The sequence below is a fragment of the Clostridiaceae bacterium genome (genome assembly GCA_012840395.1).
In the GTDB taxonomy this organism is placed as follows: Bacteria; Bacillota; Clostridia; order Acetivibrionales; family DULL01; genus DULL01.
In genome coordinates this window covers 1-24465 of the sequence record DULL01000039.1, presented here as the reverse complement: position 1 = coordinate 24465, position 24465 = coordinate 1, and the positions used below count along the sequence as shown (strand labels likewise).

General features: G+C 37.0%; 21 protein-coding genes, 1 tRNA gene, 1 pseudogene and 1 other annotated feature. Of the genes and pseudogenes, 5 read left to right on the top strand and 18 right to left on the bottom strand.

Annotated features, from left to right (window positions below; all coding sequences use genetic code 11):
• Nucleotides 1-254 precede the first annotated feature (254 nt).
• Nucleotides 255-539 (top strand) — a binding site (T-box leader).
• Between the two features lie 156 nt (nt 540-695).
• From GXX20_05180 to GXX20_05165, 4 genes are all read left to right on the top strand, one after another.
• Entirely contained in the window at nt 696-1688 is a 993-nt protein-coding gene (locus GXX20_05180) for an ABC transporter substrate-binding protein (protein HHW31055.1), read from the top strand.
• A 229-nt stretch (nt 1689-1917) separates the two neighbouring features.
• On the top strand, nt 1918-2832 hold the full coding sequence (locus GXX20_05175; GenBank protein ID HHW31054.1) for an ABC transporter permease: 915 nt from the start codon (nt 1918-1920) through the stop codon (nt 2830-2832).
• Entirely contained in the window at nt 2829-3602 is a 774-nt protein-coding gene (locus tag GXX20_05170) for an ATP-binding cassette domain-containing protein (protein ID HHW31053.1), read from the top strand. The genes GXX20_05175 and GXX20_05170 overlap by 4 nt, the downstream gene beginning before the upstream one ends.
• Before the next feature lie 136 nt (nt 3603-3738).
• Nucleotides 3739-4551, top strand: coding sequence for a tetratricopeptide repeat protein (locus tag GXX20_05165; protein ID HHW31052.1), 813 nt, complete (start codon nt 3739-3741; stop codon nt 4549-4551).
• Nucleotides 4552-4613: 62 nt separating this feature from the next.
• On the opposite strand, the gene GXX20_05160 is transcribed toward GXX20_05165, so the two are convergent.
• From GXX20_05160 to galT, 14 genes and pseudogenes are all read right to left on the bottom strand, one after another.
• Complete coding sequence (locus tag GXX20_05160) at nt 4614-5006, bottom strand: NimC/NimA family protein (protein ID HHW31051.1); 393 nt, start codon at nt 5004-5006, stop codon at nt 4614-4616.
• A gap of 136 nt (nt 5007-5142) precedes the next feature.
• The gene (locus tag GXX20_05155) at nt 5143-7095 is read right to left on the bottom strand and encodes an ABC transporter ATP-binding protein (protein HHW31050.1); all 1953 of its coding nucleotides are present in this window, start codon (nt 7093-7095) and stop codon (nt 5143-5145) included.
• Nucleotides 7095-8846 carry an ABC transporter ATP-binding protein gene (locus GXX20_05150; GenBank protein ID HHW31049.1) on the bottom strand — a complete coding sequence of 584 codons (1752 nt, stop codon included), beginning with the start codon at nt 8844-8846 and terminating at the stop codon, nt 7095-7097. Before GXX20_05150 ends, GXX20_05155 begins: the two co-directional genes overlap by 1 nt.
• Before the next feature lie 201 nt (nt 8847-9047).
• Nucleotides 9048-10319, bottom strand: coding sequence for an L-lactate permease (locus tag GXX20_05145; GenBank protein HHW31048.1), 1272 nt, complete (start codon nt 10317-10319; stop codon nt 9048-9050).
• A 26-nt stretch (nt 10320-10345) separates the two neighbouring features.
• Nucleotides 10346-11062 carry an RluA family pseudouridine synthase gene (locus tag GXX20_05140; GenBank protein HHW31047.1) on the bottom strand — a complete coding sequence of 239 codons (717 nt, stop codon included), beginning with the start codon at nt 11060-11062 and terminating at the stop codon, nt 10346-10348.
• An 8-nt stretch (nt 11063-11070) separates the two neighbouring features.
• Nucleotides 11071-11934, bottom strand: coding sequence for an SAM-dependent methyltransferase (locus tag GXX20_05135; protein ID HHW31046.1), 864 nt, complete (start codon nt 11932-11934; stop codon nt 11071-11073).
• 206 nt (nt 11935-12140) lie between these two features.
• Entirely contained in the window at nt 12141-13493 is a 1353-nt protein-coding gene (locus GXX20_05130; protein ID HHW31045.1) for an amidohydrolase, read from the bottom strand.
• 212 nt (nt 13494-13705) lie between these two features.
• Nucleotides 13706-13918 (bottom strand): hypothetical protein, encoded by a 213-nt coding sequence (locus tag GXX20_05125; GenBank protein ID HHW31044.1) that lies wholly within the window; start codon nt 13916-13918, stop codon nt 13706-13708.
• 298 nt (nt 13919-14216) lie between these two features.
• A complete protein-coding gene (locus tag GXX20_05120; protein ID HHW31043.1) occupies nt 14217-14438 on the bottom strand; it encodes a hypothetical protein in 222 nt (73 codons plus the stop codon).
• Between the two features lie 99 nt (nt 14439-14537).
• Nucleotides 14538-14852 carry a hypothetical protein gene (locus GXX20_05115; GenBank protein HHW31042.1) on the bottom strand — a complete coding sequence of 105 codons (315 nt, stop codon included), beginning with the start codon at nt 14850-14852 and terminating at the stop codon, nt 14538-14540.
• A 138-nt stretch (nt 14853-14990) separates the two neighbouring features.
• Nucleotides 14991-15389, bottom strand: a pseudogene (locus GXX20_05110) (beta-galactosidase).
• A gap of 227 nt (nt 15390-15616) precedes the next feature.
• Nucleotides 15617-15692: transfer RNA gene (locus GXX20_05105), tRNA-Val, on the bottom strand.
• A 70-nt stretch (nt 15693-15762) separates the two neighbouring features.
• On the bottom strand, nt 15763-16803 hold the full coding sequence (locus GXX20_05100; protein HHW31041.1) for a galactokinase: 1041 nt from the start codon (nt 16801-16803) through the stop codon (nt 15763-15765).
• Between the two features lie 86 nt (nt 16804-16889).
• The gene (gene galT / locus GXX20_05095) at nt 16890-17864 is read right to left on the bottom strand and encodes a galactose-1-phosphate uridylyltransferase (protein HHW31040.1); all 975 of its coding nucleotides are present in this window, start codon (nt 17862-17864) and stop codon (nt 16890-16892) included.
• A 259-nt stretch (nt 17865-18123) separates the two neighbouring features.
• Between galT and GXX20_05090 the strand changes: the two genes are divergently transcribed.
• A complete protein-coding gene (locus tag GXX20_05090) occupies nt 18124-18954 on the top strand; it encodes an AraC family transcriptional regulator (protein HHW31039.1) in 831 nt (276 codons plus the stop codon).
• Between the two features lie 97 nt (nt 18955-19051).
• Here the strand turns inward: GXX20_05090 and GXX20_05085 are convergent, their stop codons facing one another.
• The 4 genes from GXX20_05085 to GXX20_05070 form a co-directional block, all read right to left on the bottom strand.
• Entirely contained in the window at nt 19052-20317 is a 1266-nt protein-coding gene (locus GXX20_05085) for a Glu/Leu/Phe/Val dehydrogenase (GenBank protein HHW31038.1), read from the bottom strand.
• 405 nt (nt 20318-20722) lie between these two features.
• Nucleotides 20723-21787, bottom strand: coding sequence for an aldose 1-epimerase family protein (locus GXX20_05080; protein HHW31037.1), 1065 nt, complete (start codon nt 21785-21787; stop codon nt 20723-20725).
• A 63-nt stretch (nt 21788-21850) separates the two neighbouring features.
• A complete protein-coding gene (locus GXX20_05075; GenBank protein ID HHW31036.1) occupies nt 21851-22573 on the bottom strand; it encodes a hypothetical protein in 723 nt (240 codons plus the stop codon).
• 416 nt (nt 22574-22989) lie between these two features.
• A complete protein-coding gene (locus GXX20_05070) occupies nt 22990-24282 on the bottom strand; it encodes an IS30 family transposase (protein HHW31035.1) in 1293 nt (430 codons plus the stop codon).
• Nucleotides 24283-24465 lie beyond the last annotated feature (183 nt).

Below are 24465 nucleotides of genomic sequence, written 5' to 3'. Positions count from 1 at the left end.
CTCAATAATGCTTTTTCATTTTACAGATTCCAACACCACTTTTTTTATTTTTAAGTGACATTTTCACAAGATAATTAACTCGTTTTTTTAGTCTTTTTAGGTGACATTTTCAAAAGTTATTGACATGTTAAAAAAATTTTATTGAATTTTTTATATTATTGTATGCAGACCTTTAAAATAGACTTAGAAAATTTTTATAAAGTTATTGACAAATTTTATATAAGTGCATAGAATAAATTAATAATTATAGACGTAATAAACCGATGAGTAAGAATAGTAGGCACAGTTCAGGCGTTTACAGAGAGCTACAGAGGGTGAAATTGTAGTAACGAATGCTGTGTTGAATGGACTTACGAGGGCAATCCGAAAGCAAACAGGCAAATATCATAATCATTTGATTAAGATACTGTTCAAGTAGGTGCGCCGGGAACTTCACCCGTTATAAAGGAAGTACGTTTAATTGAACGTAGAATGAGTGTATCCGTGATGAACGGATAAAATAGGGTGGTACCGCAGGAGATTTAGCTCTTGTCCCAATGATTTTGGGACGGAGCTTTTTTAATTGCTAATAATTAACAAAACCGGTTGTGTTAATAAAAGCAAAGGTAATTGACAGATAATTAACGCTTATTTGAAAAACAACTTAAAACTATTAATCGTGAATTAACAATAATAAAGTATTGGAGGAGTGCATCATGAAAAAATTAACAAGGATTCTTGCTCTGCTCATATGTATAATTCTATTATTTGCAACAACCACTGCTTGCGATGTCAAGTCATCCGGCAAGCTTAAGGTGGGAGTTATCCAGTTTGCATCACACCCTTCCCTCGATAATTGTTATAATGGACTTGTAAAAGGATTGGAAGCAGCGGGCTTTAAGAATGGAGATAATATTGAAATTGATTTTCAGAACTCTATGGCGCAATCAGAAACCGCAAACCAATTGGCTAAAAATATGGTGTCAAAAAAATATGATTTAATAGTAGGTATTGCAACACCTGCAGCCATGGCTGCTTATTCCGCTGCCAGGGGCACAAATATTCCTGTAATTTTCTGTGCCGTATCTGACCCTGTAGCAGCTCAGCTTGTACAGTCACTTGATTCACCGGGAGGAAACTGTACAGGTACATCAGACCTTCTTAACCTGGAGGCCCAGTTAAAAATGATTCGTGCATTTCAGCCGGATGCCACCAGAATCGGAGTCCTGTATACGACAAGTGAAGCCAATTCCCTCTCCCACCTGGCTGAGTTGGAAGAATTAGCTCCCAAATACCAGTTTGAAGTAGTTGCACAGGGTGTCCAGGATGGTGCTGACATACCTCAGGCTATTGCCTCATTGGTTAATAAAGTTGACTGCATAACCAATTTTACGGATAATAATGTAGTAAATAACCTGACAATTGTTCTTGCCAAGGCAAATGATGCGGGAATCCCAGTTTATGGTTCGGAAATTGAACAGGTAAAACTAGGTTGTCTTGCATCAGAAAGCCTTGATTATGTAGCGCTTGGAGAACAAACAGGCGCTATGGCAGCCCGGGTACTTAAAGGTGAAAAACCTGGAAATATTCCGGTTGCACTTGTTAAAGACAGTTTTCCGGTGGTGAACACCGAAGTGGCAGAAAAATTTAATATCTCAATACCCGAGGCTTATGCTAACGCAGAGAAAGTAACAACTTCATCACAATAAGTTGGTGTATTTAACAAGCATCAAAAAGTCTCTCGCTTCTATAAGCGGGAGCTGAATTGATGCAAATTATAATAACAACCTTGTTCAGTGGCGGATTTCAAGACCTCCACTGAATCCCCGGGCGAAGCGAGTTTGCTTAGTAGCAGGAAAATGTTTCACGGGTTCGGCGAGACGTTTTCTTGCTGCTTTTTGCTGTTCTACATTTGACAGAAAGGATATGTTGTAAATCATGGATGTATTGGTGAACATACTGAAAGTCACTCTTGAAGAAGGATTCATGTACGCCATCCTGGCTCTGGGTGTGTATATAACTTACAGTATTCTTGATTTCCCGGACTTGTCTGTGGATGGAACACTTCCTCTCGGTGCGGTATTAAGCGGTGTTCTGATTCGAATGGGATGGAATCCCTGGGTTTGCTGTTTGCTGGCATATATTGCCGGTGCTGTGGCTGGCACAGTTACAGGCTTGTTAAATGTAAAACTGAAAATACGTCCGCTACTGTGCGGTATTTTAGTTATGACAGCCCTGCTTTCGGTGAACTTAGTGTTTATAATCTCAGGAACTGGTGGTATGTCAATTGCTTCTTTTTTTGATAAGCCAACTATCTTTTCTACAGTGCCTGCTGTCTTAATTCCAGAATCTATTGCAGGTTATCAGTTGAGAGTTCTGATTCTATCCATGGTAATAGCTTTGATATGTAAATTTTTATTGGATTGGTACCTATCCACGAAGTCGGGACTTCTTCTGAGAGCAGCAGGCGATAACCCTCAGTTCGTAACACTTCTGGCACGCAATCCTGGCAAATTAAAAATTCTGGGATTAGCCCTGGGCAATGGCTTCTCAGCTCTGGCTGGTTCTGTAATAGCACAGCAAAAAGGCTCTGCCGATTTGCAAATGGGTACCGGAATGGTTATTATAGGTCTTGCTTCAGTCATAATTGGAATTAGTCTTTTCCGCAACCTACGATTTTTAAAGGCTACCACCAAGGTCATTGTTGGCTCCATAGTTTATAAAGCTTGCTTGTCCGTTGCCCTGGAGTTTGGGCTCCCCACTGAATATTTGAAGCTTTTAATGGCTGTTTTGTTTACTATAGCCCTGGTATCCAGTAACTTACTTGATAAAAGGAGGCCTAAGCTCTCATGATTAAATTTGAAAATATTATAAAGCATTTTAATATAGGAACTGTTGATGAAGTAGTACTGTTTAATAATTTTAACCTGGAAATATCCCGGGGTGAATTCGTCTCAATTGTTGGCTCAAATGGTTCTGGTAAAACAACCTTGTTAAATATTCTCTGTGGTTCTACACCAATTGATGGCGGACATATATATGTAAACGGCAGAGATGTAGGCAAATTAAGCGAACATGAAAGAGCGGCTTTCATAGGACGAGTCTTTCAAAATCCACAAATGGGAACATGTCCTGAATTAACAATATTGGAAAACATGGCACTTGCTGATAACAAGAAAGATATTTATGGACTAAAAGCTGCCATTAACCGGCGCAGGATAGATGAATACCGCACACTTCTTGAATATTGCGGTATGGGTTTGGAAAACCGTTTAAATACACCAGTAGGATCTTTGTCAGGTGGGCAGCGCCAGGCTCTGGCTTTAGTTATAGCCAATATGACAGAAATTGAACTTCTTATTCTTGATGAACACACTGCAGCACTTGACCCCAAATCCTCAGAAACTGTAATGCAGTTAACAGATAAAATTATTCATGATAAAGGTGTGACCACTCTTATGGTGACACATAACCTCAGGTATGCCTTGACCTATGGTGACCGGCTTCTTATGATGCATGAAGGTAAAATAGTAATGGACCTGAAAGGTAAAGACAAAAATAATGCCTCCATAGATGATTTATTGGTCAAGTTTAATGAGATAAGTATTGAATGTGGCAATTAACATTGCAAATAAAGAATACAATAGTTTATAATTTCTATGTGCACTAATTTTTTTTGCATTTGGAAAAATTATGGCTTCAACTGTGAAGTCATGGGATGATTATATATATAAAATTAATTTTCCCGGAGGTTTTTTCATGAATAATAATATTAAGAAATTACTTATTAATTTTGTTTTACCGGCAGCAGCTATTGTTATATTATTCAGGCGGTATTTCCTATATGGAATTATTGCACTTATTTTATATATTTTATATGGTCTCTACATTGGAAAAGCATCAATATACACCATTATAGGAAGCATACGATATTCAAAAGGCAATATGGAAGAAGCCATTAAATGGCTTGATAAAGCATATAAAAGCGGAAGAGCAAAACCTACGACCATCACTTCCTATGCTTATTTGCTTTTGAAATCCGGAAATATTCAGGAAGCCGAAAAAATATTAATGGAACAGATGGATAAAATCCTTTCCGATGATGACAAAATGAATGTAAAGTCTAATCTGGCACTGGTCTTATGGAAAAAAGGACAGCTTGATGAAGCTATAAATATGCTTGAAGAGGTTTTTAGTAAATACAAAACAACTACCATTTACGGTAGCCTGGGTTATTTGTTAATCTTAAAAGGTGATTTAAATAAGGCATTGGAATTTAACCTTGAAGCCTATGAATACAATAGCTCTAATGCAGTTATACAAGATAATCTTGGCCAGACATATTTTCTTCTGGGCGATTATGACAAGTCTCAGGAAATATATGAAAAGCTTATATCTACCAATCCCTCATTCCCGGAGGCTTATTATAATTATGGACTGCTTCTGAAGCAAAAGGGCGAAACTGATAAAGCTTTAGAGTATATGAAAAAGGCATTGAATTATAAATTCTCCTTTTTAAGTACTGTGTCGAGAGAAGAAGTTGAAGCAGTAATAAATAAGATAAGTGGTTAGCAAATATTTAGCAATTCATCTCTCACCTACAGAGGATGGGAGATGAATTGCTGATTCTTCTGTTAAAACTCTATCGTCCTTGGCTCATCAAAAAATGAATAGAATGTTGCTGTTGCGTCCTCAAAGTAAAGAACCTCCGTATTGTCATCCTCAGGTGAATATAATGATTGAAGTTCTGGGTAATTATCAAGTAAATGCTTTTTGGCCTCTACCCTGTCATCCCTTATAAGCTTACCAGTTACTCTAAGCCACTTTCCATCATCACAAGCACAAATCTCTGCTTTTGGATTTGCCTGTAGCTGTCTGGATACAGCTTTAGACTTGCCGGTCTGGATATAAAGTTTTCCTTCAAAAATATCAACTGTTCCAAAAGGCCTTACTCTTGGCTGGTCTCCTTCAACTGTAGCCAAATAATATGTTCCACATTTCTTTAAAAACTCATAAACTTCCTGAATTCCATTAATTTCTACCATTATATTTACCTCCTTTATATTTTGTTTTATCATGTTTGTATCTAATTCCTGATTTTATAATGAAGTTTTCTGTCACAACTTGTTTGTATCCTGCTTATACCCATTATTAAATTTTCTACTAATCAAGCTCAGTTGCACCGGTATGAAGCTGGTAGTATCTTCCGCCCGAAGCAAGAAGTTCTTCATGGGTACCCTGCTCTAATATTTTTCCATTTTCCAGAACTATAATCAAATCTGCATTGCGTACGGTAGATAACCTGTGTGCAATCACAAAGGTAGTCCTGTTCTTCATTAACTGGTCCATACCACGTTCAATGTGTTTTTCGGTCCTTGTATCAACGGAACTTGTAGCTTCGTCCAGTATCAGAATAGGAGCTTTTGATATGGCAGCCCGTGCTATATTCAGAAGCTGCCGCTCACCCTGGCTTAAATTAGCACCATCGCCATCCAGTACAGTATCATAACCATTGGGCAATCTTTCTATAAAGGAGTGAGCACTCGCAATTTTAGCTGCGGCTATCACTTCCTCATCTGTTGCATCAAGGCGTCCATATCTGATATTTTCCCTGACTGTACCAGAAAAGAGATGGGTATCCTGGAGTACCATAGCTATATTTCTTCTTAGTGAATCCTTCCTGATATTCTTAATATTTATACCATCAATTAATATCTCTCCCTCTTCAATGTCATAAAACCTGTTAATCAGGTTTGTAATGGTTGTCTTCCCTGCACCTGTGGAACCCACAAAAGCAATTTTCTGGCCGGGTTTTGCTGTTACATTAATATGTTTCAGTACAGTCCTGTCAGGAACATAACCAAAAGTAACATCCTTAAGCACTACTTCTCCTTTAATTGGCTGGGCTCCTTCCATCTGGTCTACTTCTGAACAGATTTCTAACGCATCTGATGCATCTGCTGTTTCAGGTGCCTCATTCATTACTTCAAATACCCTCTCAGCTCCTGCCAATGCGGCATATATAGTATTCATTTGCATTGATAATTCACTAATCGGCCTTGAAAAATGTCTTGAGTAGTTTGTAAAAATAGTAAGTCCACCAATATCAAAATTCGATGTAAGGCACAGGATACCACCAATTGTAGCTGATAATGCAAAGCTTATCTGGCTTAAATTACCCATGACAGGTCCCATAATTCCGCCAAAAAATTGTGCCTTCATTTGTTTTTCACGCAAATCATCGCTCAGGAGTTCGAATTCTTCCATGGCAATTTCCTCATGACAGAATACCTTAATTACCTTCTGACCTGTAATAGTTTCTTCAATATATCCATTAACTGCACCAAGAGCCTGCTGCTGAGCTATAAAGTATTTCCTGCTTTGTTTTCCGATCATGCCTCCAACATAAACAAAGAGTGGTACTGTTACTATAGTAATAATTGCCAGAATCCAGTTTATTATAAACATAAGAGTAACTGTACCGGCCAGCGTAAGAATGCCTGAAAAAATCTGCGTCATGGTATGATTAAGCATCTCTCCGACCGAATCAAGGTCATTTGTAAAACGGCTCATAATGTCACCATGAGTATGTGTATCATGATATTTCAATGGAAGTTTCTGAATTTTGCGGAATAAATCTTCCCTGATCCTGAACAAAGCATTCTGTGATACTCCTATCATGATTCTTTGCTGCAGGTAAGTACATGCGATACCGACCATATAAATGCTTGCCATGGTAAGAATACCAATTATCAAATTATTAATTTTTTCTTCTGCAGTTTTGTCTGCAGACACCAAATTATTAATAACAGGACGTAAAATATAGCTTCCAGCCAGGCTTGTCAAGCTGCTTCCTAATACACAGGCAAAAACAAACAGTATTTTAATCTTGTCCCTTCCAATATAGGTAAGCAACCTGTTGATTGTGGCTGATGTATTTTTCGGTTTGCCACCACCAATGCTACCACGTTGTATTCCAGGCCCTCCGAAACCACCCGGTCTTCTTCCTCCGGGTCCAGGCATTTTTATTCCTCCCGGACCTGCAGCATTATTTATAGTTTTATTTCCATATCTACGTAATAGTGCTTCTTTTCTTTCTTCGCTAATATGGCTCACTATGCTGTCACCTTCTTTTCTGTTTCATTTTTGTCCATTTGTGAGTAATATATCTCAGAGTAGGCTTCACAATTTTGCACCAATTCCGCATGAGTACCCATGCCGGCAATCTTTCCATCATCAAGGACAATAATCTTATCTGCATTAATTACTGAAGAAATTCTTTGAGCGATTATGATTTTCGTCATACCTCTTAACTGATTCCTGAAGCTTTCTCTAATTTTGGCCTCCGTTGCAGTATCCACTGCACTTGTACTGTCATCAAGAATCAGTATTTTTGGTTTTTTCAATAATGCTCTGGCAATACACAATCTTTGCTTTTGCCCTCCGGAAAGATTGACTCCTCCCTGTCCGAGTTCGGTATCATATCCTTTCTCGAATGAAGAAATAAATCCATGAGCTTGTGCATTCTCCGCATACTGATATATCTCATCGTTGCTGGCATTTTCATCACCCCATTTAAGATTATCCTTAATGGTACCAGTGAACAGAACATTTTTCTGGAGAACAATGCCAACTCCATTACGAAGATCTTTTAGAGAATAATCTTTTACATTCACATCGTCAACCAGTACTTCTCCCTCGTCTACATCATATAATCTGGGAATCAGCTGCATAAGGCTTGACTTGCCGCTTCCTGTTGAACCGATTATACCGACAGTCTCACCTGGATTTATTACAAAACTGATATTTTCCAGAACCCATTTTTCATTATTTTTGTAGTATTTAAAATAAACATTTCTAAATTCGATTTTACCATATTGAACCTCCAGGTCCTTATTCAAAGCATACTCATCTGTCAGGTCAATATCCGTATTAAGAACCTCATTGATACGTTTTGCGGATGCAAGCGCCCTGGAGCCGTTCAGAATAATTATGGAAACCATCAAGAGTGAAATTAGAATCTGGGCAACATAATTTACAAATGCAGTTAAAACGCATGAGGTCATGCTTCCTATAATAACCTGATTACCGCCATACCAAACCACTGCCAAAGTCGTGATATTCATTGCAAGAGTCATAGCAGGCATGGAAAAAATAATAACTTTCATTGCACTTAATGTGTTTTCTTTTAAATCAGTACTGGCTTTTCTAAATTTCTTTTCTTCAAAGCCTTCTCTGACAAATGATTTTACAACCCTTATATTTGTTAAATTTTCCTGGGTGACTGTATTTAGTGCATCCAGCTTCTTTTGCATGTTTGTAAACCGTGGAAAGGCAATTTTTAATATAAGATAGATTGCAACTGATAAAAAAGGTATTACACAGAGTATTACCAATGCAAGCCTGGGATTCAGCACAAAAGCCATAATAAGTGCACCAATAAGCATCCCGGGTGCCCTTAAAGCCATTCTTAACATCATCTGGAGCATATTCTGAACCTGGGTAATATCATTTGTTAATCGTGTGATCAGAGAACCAGTATTATATTGGTCAATATTGTTAAAAGAAAATTTCTGTATTTTATTAAACAAGTCTTTTCTCAAATTGTTTGCAAAACCTGAGGATGCTTTAATAGCAAAATAGGCTCCTCCTACTCCACCTGCCATCATGCATAGTGCCGTAACCACCATTGTAATACCCATTGTTATTATATATGAAATACCCCTGCCCCCGTTTATTCCCATATCAATGATTTTGCTCAATAGCAGAGGCATAACCACTTCACCGATAACCTCCACGATCATGAGAATCGGCCCTGTTATGAATGCTGATAGATATGGTTTTGCATATTTCCAATAACGTTCCATTTCTTTATGTCCTTTCTGTTATAATGTTATTGCATCCTTTCTTTTTTAGTCTAATTTCTTTACTTTTGCAATCAAAATTAAACAACCAAGCTACTGGCCTATAATCTATTTTATTATATTTACAAGCTTTTGGCCGTAACATTAACCTTTCGAAGATCCAAGACCTTGTGTTTGGTTATAAACAAGAGATTAAAGCAGAAATTAAAAATATTGAAATCCAAAAACAATAATTCCCAATAACACAACAAATATAAGCGCATATTTTATGGTTTCTCTAAGAATTTTCCCATCATAGCCCTTAAGTCCGGTAGATGAAGTAGCTATTGCAATACTCTGAGGTGATATCATTTTTCCTGCAGTTGCACCAGTTGCATTGGCTGCCGTTATCCACCCTGCATTGGCATTTATCCTGATGGCTGTTTGCTTTTGGAGTTCCCCAAACAGAACATTGGAGGATGTATCACTTCCTGTAATAAAAGTTCCCAGAGCTCCCATTGCAGGAGATATTAAAGGAAAAAACCGCCCAGTTAATATTGATAAACTTGAAGCAACCACAGAGCTCATACCGCTATACCCCATAAGTTTGGCAAGAGATACTATCGATGTAACTGTTAATACTGTATTTGACGTTTGCCTGAGAGTCTTCATTGCCACTGAGAGCATTTCTTTAATTGGAACTCCCTGCAGTAGTCCTCCAAGAACTGCAGAAATAATTATTATTGAACCAGGCGATGTTAATAGAGGAAATGATACAGGCTTCCCACCTGCTCCAGAGTAAAATCGTAAAGTTATTTCAAAAGGATATTTACTTAGAAATCCCAGTGCTGGTACTAGTCTTGTTGCCAAAACCAAAACAAGAATAAATATATAGGGACTCCAAGCTTTTATTCCCTCATTGAAACTAACTGGATTATTATTAGACTGGAAGGTTTTAATTTCCTTATTAAAAGTCAATGGCTTTTTAACAGGAAATAGCTTTGCCCATATGACCAGGGCAGCAAGAGATATGATTGTAGCTTTCATGGGCTGAAATCCCAAAGCTATTAATATGCTGGCGGGTATTGCAACAGCAGTTCCAAAACCTGCAGCAGCCTCAAGAAAGCCTCCGAAGGCAAAAGCTATAATTAATGCTTGCACCCTTATATCCTCTGAAATACTTGAAAGCATCCTACTGATAATATTCATAGAGCCGCTTGCTATTGACAAGTTATATGTAAAAATGGCAGTAAATATAACCCATATAATGGGCCATAAAGCTACTGCAATACCCTCTATCACTGATTCTATTATGTGTTTTGCAGGCATTTTCCATACTAATGCAGCAATTGCTGCACAAAAAACTAAAGAAGTTATGCCAGCATATTGTGATGGCATATGTAGTTTCAGCATGCCGAAAAAAATCCAGATTATTGGTATAAGTGCAACAATTGTAGTAAGAAATATATTTTCAAAAGGCATATCAGGTTGCCACATATTGACCTCTCCCTTTATTTCCAGTGTTAAATTTTTTGTGAGGTAAGTTTGTCAAATAAGTTCCATGGGCTTTCTTCAGGCGGAAAGCTTGTAAATTCCATTTCCTCCTTAGTGGTAGGATGTTGCAGAATAATCTTGTTTGACCACAAAGCAATTTGCCTTTTTTGCTGGGTTTCCTCATTTCCATATTTCTGATCTCCATAGAGAGGATGTCCCATATTTGCAAATTGCACTCTTATCTGATGGGGACGCCCTGTTAGAAGCTTAATTTCAACGAGGCTAAGAGCATATTTACATTCAAAAACTTTATATTCCAGGACTGCTTTTTTTCCTTCTTTATTCTCTTTATCAACTACATAAACAATATTTTTTGCTTTATCTTTGACAAGATAGTCTTCCAGCCTGTCTTTCTCCTTATCCGGTCTTCCGTTTATTACTGCAAGATAATACTTCATAAACTTGCCTGTCCTTATCTGTTCCGATAATCTAGAAGCTGCCTTGGAAGTCTTGGCAAATACCATTGCACCCCCTACCGGCCTGTCCAGTCTGTGAACAAGTCCGAGATATACATTACCAGGTTTGTTATACCTTATTTTTATATCTTGTTTTAATATACTCAGTATATCGGGATCTCCTGTTTCATCCTCCTGAGAAAGCATATTGACAGGTTTTTCAACTACAAGTAAATGATTATCTTCATATATGATTTTAATATTCAAACCAATTCCCCCTGAAACATACATTTACAGTTTTAAATGTACCATCTTGCAGTAATTCCACAGGGTAGCACAAGTCCCGTAGATGTAACAGGTAATCCCAGTTCATCTGATACAACTTTTCCGCCGTATTTCTTTTTTACAGTCATTAACAATATATTTTTTATCACCGTAGGGGAGATACTGGAGGTATATGAATTAACCAGGAAGAATAAAGGTTTATTTGACATAACCTCCATACATAGTTCTATTAAACCATAAAGCTCATCCTCAATCTTCCACAATTCTCCTTTTGGTCCCCTGCCATATGAAGGAGGATCCATTATAATACCATCGTATTTATTGCCTCTTCTTATTTCCCTTTTTACAAATTTAACTACATCATCTACAATAAACCTTACATGTCTGTCCGATAATCCGGATAAATTAAGATTCTCCTTTGCCCTGCTTACCATACCTTTGGCCGCATCAACATGGCATACATCGGCACCAGCATGGGCTGCTGCCACTGTTGCACCTCCGGTATAGGCAAAAAGGTTCAATACATTTATTTTCCTTTCTGAATTCTTAATTATATCTTCAATCCAATCCCAATTAGAAGCCTGCTCCGGGAATAGTCCTGTATGTTTGAAACCGGTTGGTTCTATATAGAAAGACAAATTACCGTACTTTATAATCCATTTTTCAGGAATAGAAGTTTTATATTCCCACTTTCCTCCTCCGCTTTCGCTTCTATGATAGTGGGCATGAATCTTTTCCCACCGTCCCCCGCTATCTTTTATTGGCCATATAGCCTGAGGTTCAGGCCGTCTTAATAAGTATTTTCCCCATCGTTCTAGTTTCTCACCGTCTCCTGCATCAATAAGTTCATAGTCTTTCCATTTATCAGATAAAATCATCCTTTGTAAAACCTCCAAAGTTTCAATACTTAACTGACTCATCATGCACATTATAGTAAGATATTCCATCATAATTACTGCTAGATATACTATCATATCAAATAAAAAAATAAAAGGCTGAAATTTATCAGCCTTTAACCAAATAACAATATGTCTCCTGCTTCTATAAAGACCTCTGCCAAATCCATGAGCAGATAAGTTTTCTCTTATGATATCAAAATTGTTTCATCCTCATTGTAAGTTACGGCATCTTTATCCTGGAAAATTTGATCCAGCACTTTAAAATATTCAGCATAGGATTTAAAGGGAGGATTCTTCTTGGCTATAACTTCTTTAGCTTTCTCAGCATTATTGGAAAGAAGAATCTTCAGCATGGCAAGCTGCATTTTTGCTGAATTCATACAAGCCAGCTCCGGGTCTGTTATGAAATAATCGTTGCCATGGCCTTGTCCTGAAGCACCGGCAGCATACGGATGAACTGCAGGCATAACTGCAGATATATCTCCCATATCCGTACATCCTGTTCCGATTTCATCTACTATGCTAATTTCATTCTTGGGAACAACTGCACTCATTGCCTCTTCTGCGATACTTTTAAGGTTTTCATCATTTATAAGCGGCATATAACCCGGGCGGTCAATAATTTCAACTTTTGCACCTATGCACACTGCTGCCCCGGCAAGGGCACGGTTTACTTTTTTATTTACGTTCAAAATAGCATCTATTGTCAAACCTCGAATATAGCTTTCCAGAACAACTTCATTTGGGATTGCATTAACTGCGTTTCCACCCTTTGTTATAATAGGATGAACACGTATATGATCATTATCAATGAATGTTTCCCTGATGGAATTTATTGCCTGCAGGCCAAGTGTTGCAGCATAAAGAGCGTTTATGCCATTTTGAGGGGCCCCTCCTGCGTGAGCTGCCTTACCTCTATAAATAATTGTTTTTGTTATACAGCCTATGCTTCCCTTCCGGGACAAAAATTTCTTTGAAAGATTACTGGTATGTACCATCAATGCCAAATCAACATCGTCAAAATATCCCCGGTATAAAAACTCAACTTTACCCCCAAAATACTTTATTATGCCTTGTCTTCTCAACTCTTCACGATATCCCAGTTCGATAAGTTCCTCTGCGGGAACAGCACATAATCTTATAGTGCCACAAAGGCCGTCCAGTGCACCATTAGCTCTTAAGGCAGCTGCTACTCCCAGCAATGCAGCACACTGTGCATTATGTCCGCAGGAATGAACAGCACCCGTTTCAGGATCTGCCTCAGGATGGTCGCGGCATATCAGTGAATCCAATTCTCCAAATACAAGTACCGTAGGTCCAGGCTTTCCTGTATAAATGTCAGTATAAAAGCCTGGAATATTGCCTGCTTTTTTCAAAGTATAACCCAACTTGGTAAATTCTTTTTCCAGATAAGCTGAAGTCTTCCATTCTCTGTAACCTGTTTCGGGATTCTGCCAGATGAACCTCTCTGCAGCTAAGACCATATCACGATGTTTATCTGACGCCTCGAAAAGATGTTTAAAATATTCGTTACTCATGATATAAACACTTCCTTTGGTTTTTAATTGTAAAGCTATAAAAATATAACTGACTTAATAACTTCGCATTCCAGAGTTATAAAACTTTAATAACTATTCTATATTTTTTAAGGTATATTGTAAATAGACTTAACATTCCCAATAGCTTAATTTAATATGTAAGCCTTTCTCTGAATATACTTATAAGAAGAGCTTCCTTTGGAAGATCACTATCATAATAAAATAATAAAAATAGAATGAAAGCAGCCATGTATAAGCTGCTTTTTTATAACGCCAGGTTCATAATAAAATTTCTGTGGATATTTTACCACCCTGTAGTTAAGTTTCCACTCTCCCGGCATATGCTCCCAACCATCATCAATTACAATATACTTTATTTTTTCTGACAATATGGGATCTTTTTTTATTTCTTCAATATTTTCCACAAGTGCATCCAATGAAATAGTAAAGTAATAATAATCCCAGCTGTTCCATCCTATTATTGGCTTAGGATTTCCGGAAAGTTCAGGTATGAACGATGCATATGAATTAAATGCCCCATTAACATCCAGACTTCCACAAATCCAGGTAATTTCAGAATGAATCTTATCTTTCCCGGATAGTGAAAAAGGAAAACTTGTGATGCATTTTAAACTGATTACTTCATTTTCATTAAAAGAGAGTTCGTAATTGTGTATATTACTCTGAGGTATCCTTGTTCCAAGAAATAATCCTTTTCTTCTCCTATATTATATCTCTACATCTTCCCGCAAAAGAGATTAGCCCGTCCTGTATTTTGTCCGCAGACAAATTAAAATCCTCTTTAGTAAGTCTAATTCCATGTTCCCTGATATTTACAGCAAAGGATATGTCATATATGCCTTGTCCTATGTTGTTTTCAATTTCTTTTAGTAAAACATTCACTTCATTCATATTATAGTCTGAATTATTTTTCTGATTCATCATATGGTTCCAGATTCCTCTCCAACTATTTCGACCATCGCTCAATTTTTAGCTTATACTCATGTAACTAACTAAAGTTTCAACAATACTCAGTTACTCTCCTTAAAGATGTAACTCGTAGATCTTTCCAGCTTCCCATTCAGCTGTAACATAGTCATCCTCTATATGAAGTCCAACAGGAGCTGGTGAAACATTTCTTATCTTATGGCCAAGAAGATTTATTCTCTGTATTCCAGAATCCCATGTAAAAATATATCCCTTGTCTTTTTCGTCAAAAATTATTATGGTTCTGCTGTTAAAAGTTCTTCCTGCAACTTTACCATTACTTATCAGTTTCCAGTTTCCCAAACTTTCATACTCCACAACGCCCCAGGGCTTTTTGGCACTTAAAGATAAAAGAGCACCAATAGATTTCATTTTGTCTCCAAGCGAAACACCGTCATGAAATTCTTTAATAATGAAGACAATCTTGCTCTTGTCTGGCGCTCATCAGGTATGTGCTGTATTCCATCAGGATAGAAACCCTGGTCAAGGATTAAACGAAGGAAAACGGATTTATCGTTTATAAGAAGCCGCATTGTTCATCGAAGCACTCCCCATAGGTCTACCCTCATAAAAAGCTTCAACACTCAAATCCTCCTTGCCTTCCAGATTTGCCGTTACAACCAGTGTACCAGTTTCAATATTGGTATCAAACCTGAAGTCCTTTATAAAGTCTTTGGGAGTAAATTCCAGCCATACAGTTTGCCAGATTCCAGTAGTCCGATTGTAGTAGCAGCCATGTGAACGGAAATTACTGGATTGCTTTCCGCTGGGAATCATGGGGTTTTTTTCATCATCCCGTGCATTCACAGTAATGATATTTTCACCAGGATGTACAAGTTTTGTAACATCAAATTTGAAAGATGAATAGCCACCATTGTGATAACCGGCGTGGTTTCCGTTTACATATACATCTCATTCATAGTGAGGTTTTGAATGCTCGGGCGAGGGATCATTTAGTAATTCTCCTTTTTTATTTTTGCTTCTTTGATGATTAAAATAAAAAATGAACCAAAAGATTTATTAACTTATTTTCTGCGAAATTCGAAGAACTATTATTACATATTACTCTTGAAAAAATACATTAAAATATTGAGATTAAACTTAAATGAGGGAGATTATTTCTCCCTCATTTAAGTTGGTGGGCGTTATAGGACTCGAACCTATGACTTTCACCACGTCAAGATGACACTCTACCAGCTGAGTTAAACGCCCACACACACTTTGCATTTTGTATTATAACATGTATTTTTACTTTTGGCAATGTGCATTTTAGTGATGCAATTTAACATTTTATTTCCCTTGCGCCATCGCCAATCTCTGAAATATAGAATTCGGCTTTTAAGCCTGTTTTTTCAAAATACCTCTTGCCAACCTGTTCTAAAAATGTTTCTACAGCACTATTCTTAACTACACTTATTGTACATCCTCCAAATCCAGCGCCAGTCATCCTGGAGCCCAGTACTCCTTCTACAGCAAGAGCTGCCTCCTTTAAGCAATCCAGTTCTTCTCCTGTTACTTCATAAAGATCCCTTAAAGAATCATGGGATTGAATCATGAGAGAACCAAATTTTTCAGGATTACCTTGTTCAAGAGCCTGAACAGCCATAAGCACCCTGTCATTTTCATAAATGACATGTTCAACTCTTCTTCTTACTGTGACATTATCTATTAAATGTTTATAATCCTCAAACTGCTTAATTGTAATGTCTCCAAGGCAGGTGATCCCTGGTATGTATTTCTTTAGAATCTCCAGGCCTTCCTCACATTCACTTCTTCTTTCGTTATATTTGATTGCCGCAAGGCTTCTCTTTTTCATAGTGTTTGAAATTACTATCTTATAACCTTTCAGGGAAAATGGCACAAGCCTGTAGAACAGACTTCTGCAATCCAGTAATATTGCATGATTTGATTTTCCCATAGCTGAAGCAAACTGATCCATTATGCCGCATTTTACTCCAATAAAATTATGCTCTGCATCCTGGCATATTTTAGCAAGCTTTATCTTATCAATTTCTTCCCTTATGTTATTTTCTTCATTGCTGAGTGTTACCAAAGCTATAGCAGTAGCCAGCTCTATTGCGGCAGAAGAAGACAAGCCGCTTCCTAGTGGTACTGTATCATGAAACAGCATATCACAGCCGGTGAGTTTATATCCGGCTTTTTGCAGTTCACTGGCTACACCCAGTTGATAATTACCCCACTTTAAGTTTTTGTAATCTTCAAGTTCGTCCAGTGGCGCACTGACCAGTACTCCTTCAAGGTCAGTGGCCCGTAAATTAATTATCCTGTCTTTCCTCTTTCTTATGACTACTGTCGAAGACATGGTTAATGCAGTTTGATATTAGTTATACTATTTTGATTCTGTAAAAAGCTACTTTCCCTTTTTTATTATTAATTTATGTTATAAACTTACACATGTCTTTGTATGTATTTTTTATATGCCTTACGCAATTCTTCTGCCTTTTCCTCAGGTATGGTAGGATTTGCATGAGCCCATGCACCAGTTTCACTGGAAGCATTAAACTTTTGCATATTCCTTGAACGCATAGGCGGGAAGAATTCTATATGAAAATGACAGTACTTACTTAGGTCGCCACTATTTACAGGTTCTTGATGAATACACATCATATATGGAAACTGATAATCAAAAAGTGAATCAAAGGTTCCAGCTGTTTCTTTAATAACTCTTGCCAGATTCATTCTTTCAGCTTCATTAAATTGCAAAAGGTTTGGCTTATGATTTTTACTTCCAATATATACACCATAAGGATATTCAGTAAAAAAAGGAAGAAATACAATAAAATCCTCATTTTCAAATATAACTCTCTTTCCGGAATTTACCTCCTCCTTGATTATATCACAAAACAGGCAGTTTCCATTTGTTTGATAGTATTCAATTGATGAATCCAATTCTAACTGGATCCTCTTTGGTATAAAGGGATAAGCATAAATCTGTCCGTGAGGGTGAGGCATTGTAACTCCTACAATTTCTCCCCTGTTTTCAAATATAAAAATATACTTTATCTGCTGATCTTTCATTAAATCCTCAAACCTGTGAGCCCATAAATCCACAAGCTTTTTTATCTGATCCAGCTGCAATTCAGGAAGAGTGGCCTTGTGATTAGGTGAATATAGAATCACTTCACATTTTCCATAGGCTTTTCTTGTTTTATAAAATTTAGAAGCCGTATTATGAGGTTCAGAAGGATTTAGTGTAAGAACCGGAAAATCATTATCATACTTGTATACATCATAATCATCCGGAACCTTTCCTGATCCAGGACAAAAAGGGCACCAGTCTTTTGGCATCTGAGGCCTGTCCTGACGGTTGGATGCAATCATTACCCAATCTTTAATTAATGGATTCCAGCGCAATTCTGACATAGCACTTCCCCCAGGATATATTTACATAAATTAAAAACACTCACTAATGTATTAGTCGTATATAATTAACATAATAGTTCAATTTTTTATTATAAAAACTAATATTCTCAGTGTTCTCACTTATTGCTATTTGCGAGATATTAATATCATCATGTTATATATTTAAGCAAAACAAGGTTATGTAGTAAATGGCAATTTGTTATCACTTTATGTTATAATGTTTTATATGTAATATTATATAGATTGGTATGGTGCACATATGATTGAAAAATTCTATATCAATAATCCCTCTCATACTGATTTAAATATGTATCGATGTGGGATTGAGGAATGCTCTCCCGGATACACATGGGGACCTGCTGTCAGGGATCACTATATTATACATTATATTCTTGAAGGATGCGGAACCTATATTGTTAATGGCAAAAAATATGATCTAAAAAAATATGACGGTTTTCTTATCTGCCCTCATACCGTTGTTTGTTACCGTGCTGATAATAATAATCCCTGGATATATTCCTGGGTGGGTTTTCATGGTATAAAGGCAGAATCTTATTTAAAACAGGCAAATCTAACCTTAGATAATCCTGTTTTTAGATACGAAAGGGATAACACTCTTGAAGATTGCCTGAAGCGAATGATTGAAACTAAAACACTTTCAAAAAGCAGGGAAATAATGCTCCTTGGACTTCTCTATGAATTCTTGTCCTGCCTTATAGAATATGCTCCTGACAATACCAATTATAGAAAAGACAAAAAAGAACTTTATGTAAAAAAAGCTGTTGAATACATAGCCATGAATTATTCAAGAAAAATAACCATAGATGAAATTTCAAAATATGTCGGCCTTGATAGAAGCTATCTTTATTCTATCTTTAAAAATACAATTTCCCTTTCTCCACAGGAATACCTGATTAAATTTCGCATAGAAAAGGCTTGTGAATTAATGGAGTATAGCAGTCTTAGCATATGCGGTATATCCCATTCTGTAGGTTATGAAGATCAGCTGCTGTTTTCAAAAACCTTTAAGAAAGTCAAGGGATTTTCGCCTAGCGAATTTCAAAAAAAAATTAAGGAAAAAAAGAATTAATAAACCGCTTTCAGGAATCCTGCCCAGCGTCCCGCGTTTTTTCCAACTCCAGTAAAAAAGTGGGACACGGGACATATTCCCGCGTCCACCTTTCACCTTACAGAAAAACTCCACGGTATTTCTTCGCCTTCACAATCCTGTCAATTGCAACCATGTAAGCTGCCATTCTTAATGAGGTGTTCTTTTCTTCAGCCATGTTCCATACTTCATTGAATGCTTTTTTCATCACTTTATGAAGCTTGTTATTTACTTCATCCTCATCCCAGTATAAGTGCTGGAGATTCTGCACCCATTCGAAATATGATACTACTACTCCACCTGCATTGGCAAGAATATCAGGAATAACCTTTATTCCTCTTTCTTCAAGTATTTTATCAGCTTCAATGGTTGTTGGGCCATTTGCTCCTTCAGCTATTATCTTTGCTTTAAGCTTGAAAGCAATTTCTTCATTTATCTGGTTTTCCAGAGCAGCTGGAATAAGAATATCCGCATCACATAAAAGTAGTTCTTCATTAGTTATATATTTTGCACCTTTTGCTACAAATTCGTTAAATAATTCTTCTCTGCTGACTTTATCAATTTTGCTTTCCAATTCATCAATATCAAGGCCATTTTCATTATATATGCCTCCAGTTGAACCACTTATAGCTACAATCTTAAAACCTTCTTTGTATAAAAGTTTTGCAGCGTAAATTCCTACATTACCTATTCCCTGTACAGCTACCTTTGTTCCTTTTGTTTCAATACCAAGTTTTTCAAGGATTTCCAGTATTGCAAACATAACTCCTCTTCCGGTAGCTTCTTTTCTCCCTAAAGAGCCCCCGAGTTCAATTGGCTTTCCTGTCACTACTCCCTTTGAATCTTCACCGGTTATGGCACTGTAAGTATCCATTATCCAGCCCATAACCTCAGCATTTGTTCCAACATCTGGAGCGGGTATATCCTTATAAGGTCCAATTATCGGTGAAATAGCCGAAGTATATTTCCTTGTAAGTCTCTCCAATTCACCTTTCGAAAGTTCACGAGGATTAACTTTTATACCTCCTTTTGCACCGCCATAAGGTACATCAACTACAGCACATTTCAGTGACATCCAGGCGGCCAATGCTCTTACTTCATCGCTGTTAACATCATGGAAATAGCGGATTCCACCTTTTGCGGGACCTCTAACCGTGGAATGCTGAACCCTGTAACCTTCGAATACTTTAATACTGCCATCATCCATTTTTACAGGCAGCGATACCTTTAATTCTCTTTCAGGGTACTTTAGTTCTGCATATTCATTTTCATGTAATCCCAATTTTTTTGCAGCATTTTCTAAAACTTCTAGCATATTTGCATACGGGTTGTAAACTTTGCTCATACTTTTTTCTCCTAAGAAAAAATATAATGTCTCATGTCCTAGTATCTGTGCTTGTTGCAAATCATTACTGACACTGACATTGTTAAATAATAAATAATTATAGCATATATTTGCAGGTTTTAAAGTATTATCTTTCATTTTTTGATATTTTTCAAATATTAAATTTCATTTTCTATATCTCCTCCATATATAAAGAATCATTATTTATCAACAAAAAAAGTTGAGCGTCAGTATTAATATGCGCTCAACTTTTTTACTTAAAAATTATTACAAAAAAGCTTACTATTATTGATATAACAAGATTTTGAACATTTGGTCCGGTTTATTAAATATTTTATGTTCAAATATTACCTAATAAATTGTTGCTTAACCAATATATTAATTAATTTTTTTATTTGAATTATATCAGGCCTTTTTGTAACAAGCCTCTTCAAATTTTCTGATATTTTCCATTCCTTCCAGCACTTCAACTTCCAAATTGAAGGTTCTCTTTTCTCCAGGGTCAATGAACTCCAATGTTCCGGTTTCTCTAGCCTTTGCCCTTCCGTCTCCAAAACAGTTGCAAGGCTCAATACCCAGTACATAATCTCCTTCAGCCATCATCTTCCACTGTGTCAGCTTATTAAGCTGCTTTGTATTAAATCTTATAACCACACCCAATTCAAGAACAGAATTAATCAATGCAGCAAATGTTTTTCCATCCGGATCAGATTTAAGTTTGTGGTAGAATACCTGTTCTCTGTAACCCTGGACAGGATCATGGAACTTATTATGATCTTTTATTCCTGCAGCAGCATCATCATTTTTAGGAATAATATCTTCACTTGGCGCAACAAAGTATGAATCCGGGCTTAAAAGAGGATATCCGAGATTAAAGTGGTACAGTATCATTAATGGTTCTTTTCTGAACCCATAGTTTTCAACAACATCATTGATGTAAAATTTATTTTCTCCATATTTGCATATATATTCTCTATTAAGGTATAAGTTCTCTCCTACAAGCCTTGCCTCTCTCATTTGTCCTTTTATTTTCATAAGCGGCAATTCTTTTTCCCATTCAACTCCAGCGTAGACCTGTTCAGCAGGTATATTGGATATACGGCCATGAGCTCCATATGCCATACCATTATCTACGCAGGGAGCACCTACATTTGATAATCCACAAGTAGTTAAAAAACCTGCGAAAAAGCTTCTTGCAAAGCCTATACCCGGTTCTTCAAAATACTGGGGTGCTACCACTCCGGTTTTTGATATGAAGCTGAAATTTACACCCTTGTATGACAAATTTGAAATGTCCATGGCCCTGTCAGCCACTATTGTAAACTCAAGACCTGATCCGTTCCGAACATCTATCGCTCTTACACCTTCAGCTTTGCCTCCGCGAAGTGTATACTCCTTTACACCAAAAAGTTGTGAAATGTCTCCTACATACCTCAGCATTTGTCTTTTACCATTAATTTCGTTACTCATGATTTTAAAGCCCTCCTTTATTTTAAGTATGGAATATTGATCTTATCGGTATATTTTATAAGTTTAAATCTCATATTCAATTTTTCTGTTACTATTTATACCGTATCTAAGATCAACATACATAAGAGCAATCATTCTTTGTTGCATAATATTAACTATAACAGATACAAAAGATGTTATAAAATTAAAAATTAAATTGCTGTTTGAAGACATAGCAGCTAAAAACGTAAAACTAACCGGCATAAACAGCAACAAATTAAATAACAGCATTAAAGAAAATATATATGTTTTTTTACCGTCTGTCAGCCGTTTACTTAAAGTAAAAGAAGCTATCAACGGTTCATTAGTGTCTATGATTAAGCAAGCATTGAAAATAAACATTAAATATAAGATGATTCCAGGAACAACTAAAAGTACAGCACCCATGGCAATTGACAGTATGTAAATGATTAAAGCAACCAAAATCTTAAATATCCTCTTTAGGACAAGCTTTGTGCATATGCCCAAATTATATTCCTCATTTTTTAATTCTCTAATATATGCAGATAAATATATGGATGTAATTAAATACATAATTACAGTAGTCAATATATTATAAAATATACCAGCGGGAGCGGTAATATCAAAATCCACTGGCAGAAAAGCGCTTGAAAAACTTATTAACAAACTGATAGTAAATATGATTGGAGTAAGATATTCATCTTTTAATTCAAAAAATTTTAATGAAGTTATTATGTAAAAACGAAAGTCTCTCAATGATCCGGGTCCTTTCCCTAGTTTCATCATATCCTCCGAAAAAAGACAAAATAATTATTAATAATAATCTACATATTTATATTATACTATACCTAATAGTACTTTTTTTCAATGACAAATAAAAATTCAATAATTATGTATACATATAAATATAAACGGTCAATTGAAAAGATAATTTCCACTTTGCAGAAGTAAATTCCACGTAGGCTGTATTGTCAAGCAGGATAAGCGATTTGAATAGTTTTGGATTAGTTTATTCGGACATGTTTTTGATGTTTTTCTGTAAAAAATAGGTTAAAATATAGGAAAGAGTAGCAAAACCAGTCCTTTTTAGAGTATAGCAAAACAGGGGTATGGAGATTAGCTGACTTTTTTGCAAGAGTAATTTCCACCCTTTTGGGTATGTGTTTATGTAATTGTGGCTGGTGGTGCCTCTGGATTAAATACTATTTTTTAAGAAGGGATGGATGTAGGGTAACCTTATCAGATGGGATAAGGTCTACATTCATCCTTCTTAATAGATCTTCTCCGTAGAGTGTTGCAAAGGCCCAATAAGGGGGCTTATCCCCTAGATTCAACCGACTGTATGAGTTGATATGGTTCATGATAAGAGTAATGTCCTGCTGGGTTAAATGATCAAGAGAGCTGCCTTTGGGGATAATCCGCCGGATCAATGCATGGTTGTTCTCAGCCGCACCTCTCTGGTAAGGCGCTTGTGGGTCACAGTAGAACACCTGGGTTCTGCGTTGTCCATGTGAATCAAATTCAACAGCTGAGGGATTGGAGAACTCACTGCCGTTGTCACAAAGCAGTACCGGAAACAGCTTGCGGAAAGTATCCGGCCCAAGTTGCAGGTAAAGACGGTCGAAGATATCAATGACAGACTGGGAAGTATTAGCGTTTCTGATGAAGGCGAGCATAAGCTGTGGAACAGTGAAATGAAGTGTCAGTATGACTTTTCCACCTATCCTTCCCTCAACCGTGTCCATTTCAACCACAGGAATATCCGGATGTTCGTGCTTGAATTTAAGAAAGTCCTGATAAGTTCGACCTATCCGGCATTTCTTATCCACCTTAAGCCGGTCTTTGAGCTTTCTGCGCTTACCCATACGTACGACTCTTGGCATATCGATATTCCTTGCTGTAAAGATCCCCATGTCCACATAGTTATAGAGTGTGCGTTCATCGAACATAATCTCATTAGCATGGTTGATGCATATGTGATGGAGCGACTGACCTTTCATGAGCAAAGGGCTGATAATGGAATCTAGTCTTATCGCCTCATCCTCAGTGATCTGTAGACCTTGGCGGCTCTCGGAGCGTACAGTCTCGTATTCTCTCTGTGCATGTGTTGCAGAATAAACTCTCTTTTCTAATGTGCAGGATAATCTGCGTTCGCAACCATTGCAAACATAAGGCGGTTTTGACAGCTTGCTGCAAATCTCCTGTTGATACTCATGACACAGTGAAGAACACGCATAGGAACCGCAAAATTGGCAATAACGTTTACAACGCAAGTTGCCACAAAGATGCATGACAGGACAGCCGATACGATGCTTGCAGTCATTGAACACTCTTCCATAGCATCCGGTTTGCCGAAATTGGATGTGATTTTTTACTTCCTTGGCTATGGTAGTCGGATCCTTCCCGAGTTTGCGAGCTATGCTCTTAAATGATTCTTTGCGGATCAAACTTTGCTCAATTATGTTCCTTTCATCCTGAGTCAGATGTTTGTGCATATGTGTACCTCCTTCAGAGGCACCACCATACATATATCGTAACTATTTGAAAGGAGAACATCCAGCTAAAGTAATAGCATAATCTTGTAAAAGTAATTTCCGCTTTCTGTATCCCCACAGATTCGTAAAACTTAATTCCGCTGTCTATGATTTCGGGGTGGAATTTACTTTTTCAAATGAGGT

Excerpts from the sequence above, each read along its gene's own strand:
- GXX20_05180 (HHW31055.1), top strand. The coding sequence starts at position 696 with ATGAAAAAATTAACAAGGATTCTTGCTCTGCTCATATGTATAATTCTA.
- GXX20_05145 (HHW31048.1), bottom strand. The coding sequence starts at position 10,319 with ATGTGGCAACCTGATATGCCTTTTGAAAATATATTTCTTACTACAATT.
- galT (HHW31040.1), bottom strand. The coding sequence starts at position 17,864 with ATGTCAGAATTGCGCTGGAATCCATTAATTAAAGATTGGGTAATGATT.
- GXX20_05085 (HHW31038.1), bottom strand. The coding sequence starts at position 20,317 with ATGAGCAAAGTTTACAACCCGTATGCAAATATGCTAGAAGTTTTAGAA.
- GXX20_05115 (HHW31042.1), bottom strand. The coding sequence starts at position 14,852 with ATGAAATCTATTGGTGCTCTTTTATCTTTAAGTGCCAAAAAGCCCTGG.
- GXX20_05070 (HHW31035.1), bottom strand. The coding sequence starts at position 24,282 with ATGCACAAACATCTGACTCAGGATGAAAGGAACATAATTGAGCAAAGT.
- GXX20_05175 (HHW31054.1), top strand. The coding sequence starts at position 1,918 with ATGGATGTATTGGTGAACATACTGAAAGTCACTCTTGAAGAAGGATTC.
- GXX20_05100 (HHW31041.1), bottom strand. The coding sequence starts at position 16,803 with ATGTCTTCGACAGTAGTCATAAGAAAGAGGAAAGACAGGATAATTAAT.
- GXX20_05130 (HHW31045.1), bottom strand. The coding sequence starts at position 13,493 with ATGAGTAACGAATATTTTAAACATCTTTTCGAGGCGTCAGATAAACAT.
- GXX20_05150 (HHW31049.1), bottom strand. The coding sequence starts at position 8,846 with ATGGAACGTTATTGGAAATATGCAAAACCATATCTATCAGCATTCATA.
- GXX20_05120 (HHW31043.1), bottom strand. The coding sequence starts at position 14,438 with ATGATGAATCAGAAAAATAATTCAGACTATAATATGAATGAAGTGAAT.
- GXX20_05075 (HHW31036.1), bottom strand. The coding sequence starts at position 22,573 with ATGATGAAACTAGGGAAAGGACCCGGATCATTGAGAGACTTTCGTTTT.
- GXX20_05135 (HHW31046.1), bottom strand. The coding sequence starts at position 11,934 with ATGATTTTATCTGATAAATGGAAAGACTATGAACTTATTGATGCAGGA.
- GXX20_05090 (HHW31039.1), top strand. The coding sequence starts at position 18,124 with ATGATTGAAAAATTCTATATCAATAATCCCTCTCATACTGATTTAAAT.
- GXX20_05140 (HHW31047.1), bottom strand. The coding sequence starts at position 11,062 with ATGTATGTTTCAGGGGGAATTGGTTTGAATATTAAAATCATATATGAA.
- GXX20_05170 (HHW31053.1), top strand. The coding sequence starts at position 2,829 with ATGATTAAATTTGAAAATATTATAAAGCATTTTAATATAGGAACTGTT.
- GXX20_05165 (HHW31052.1), top strand. The coding sequence starts at position 3,739 with ATGAATAATAATATTAAGAAATTACTTATTAATTTTGTTTTACCGGCA.
- GXX20_05080 (HHW31037.1), bottom strand. The coding sequence starts at position 21,787 with ATGAGTAACGAAATTAATGGTAAAAGACAAATGCTGAGGTATGTAGGA.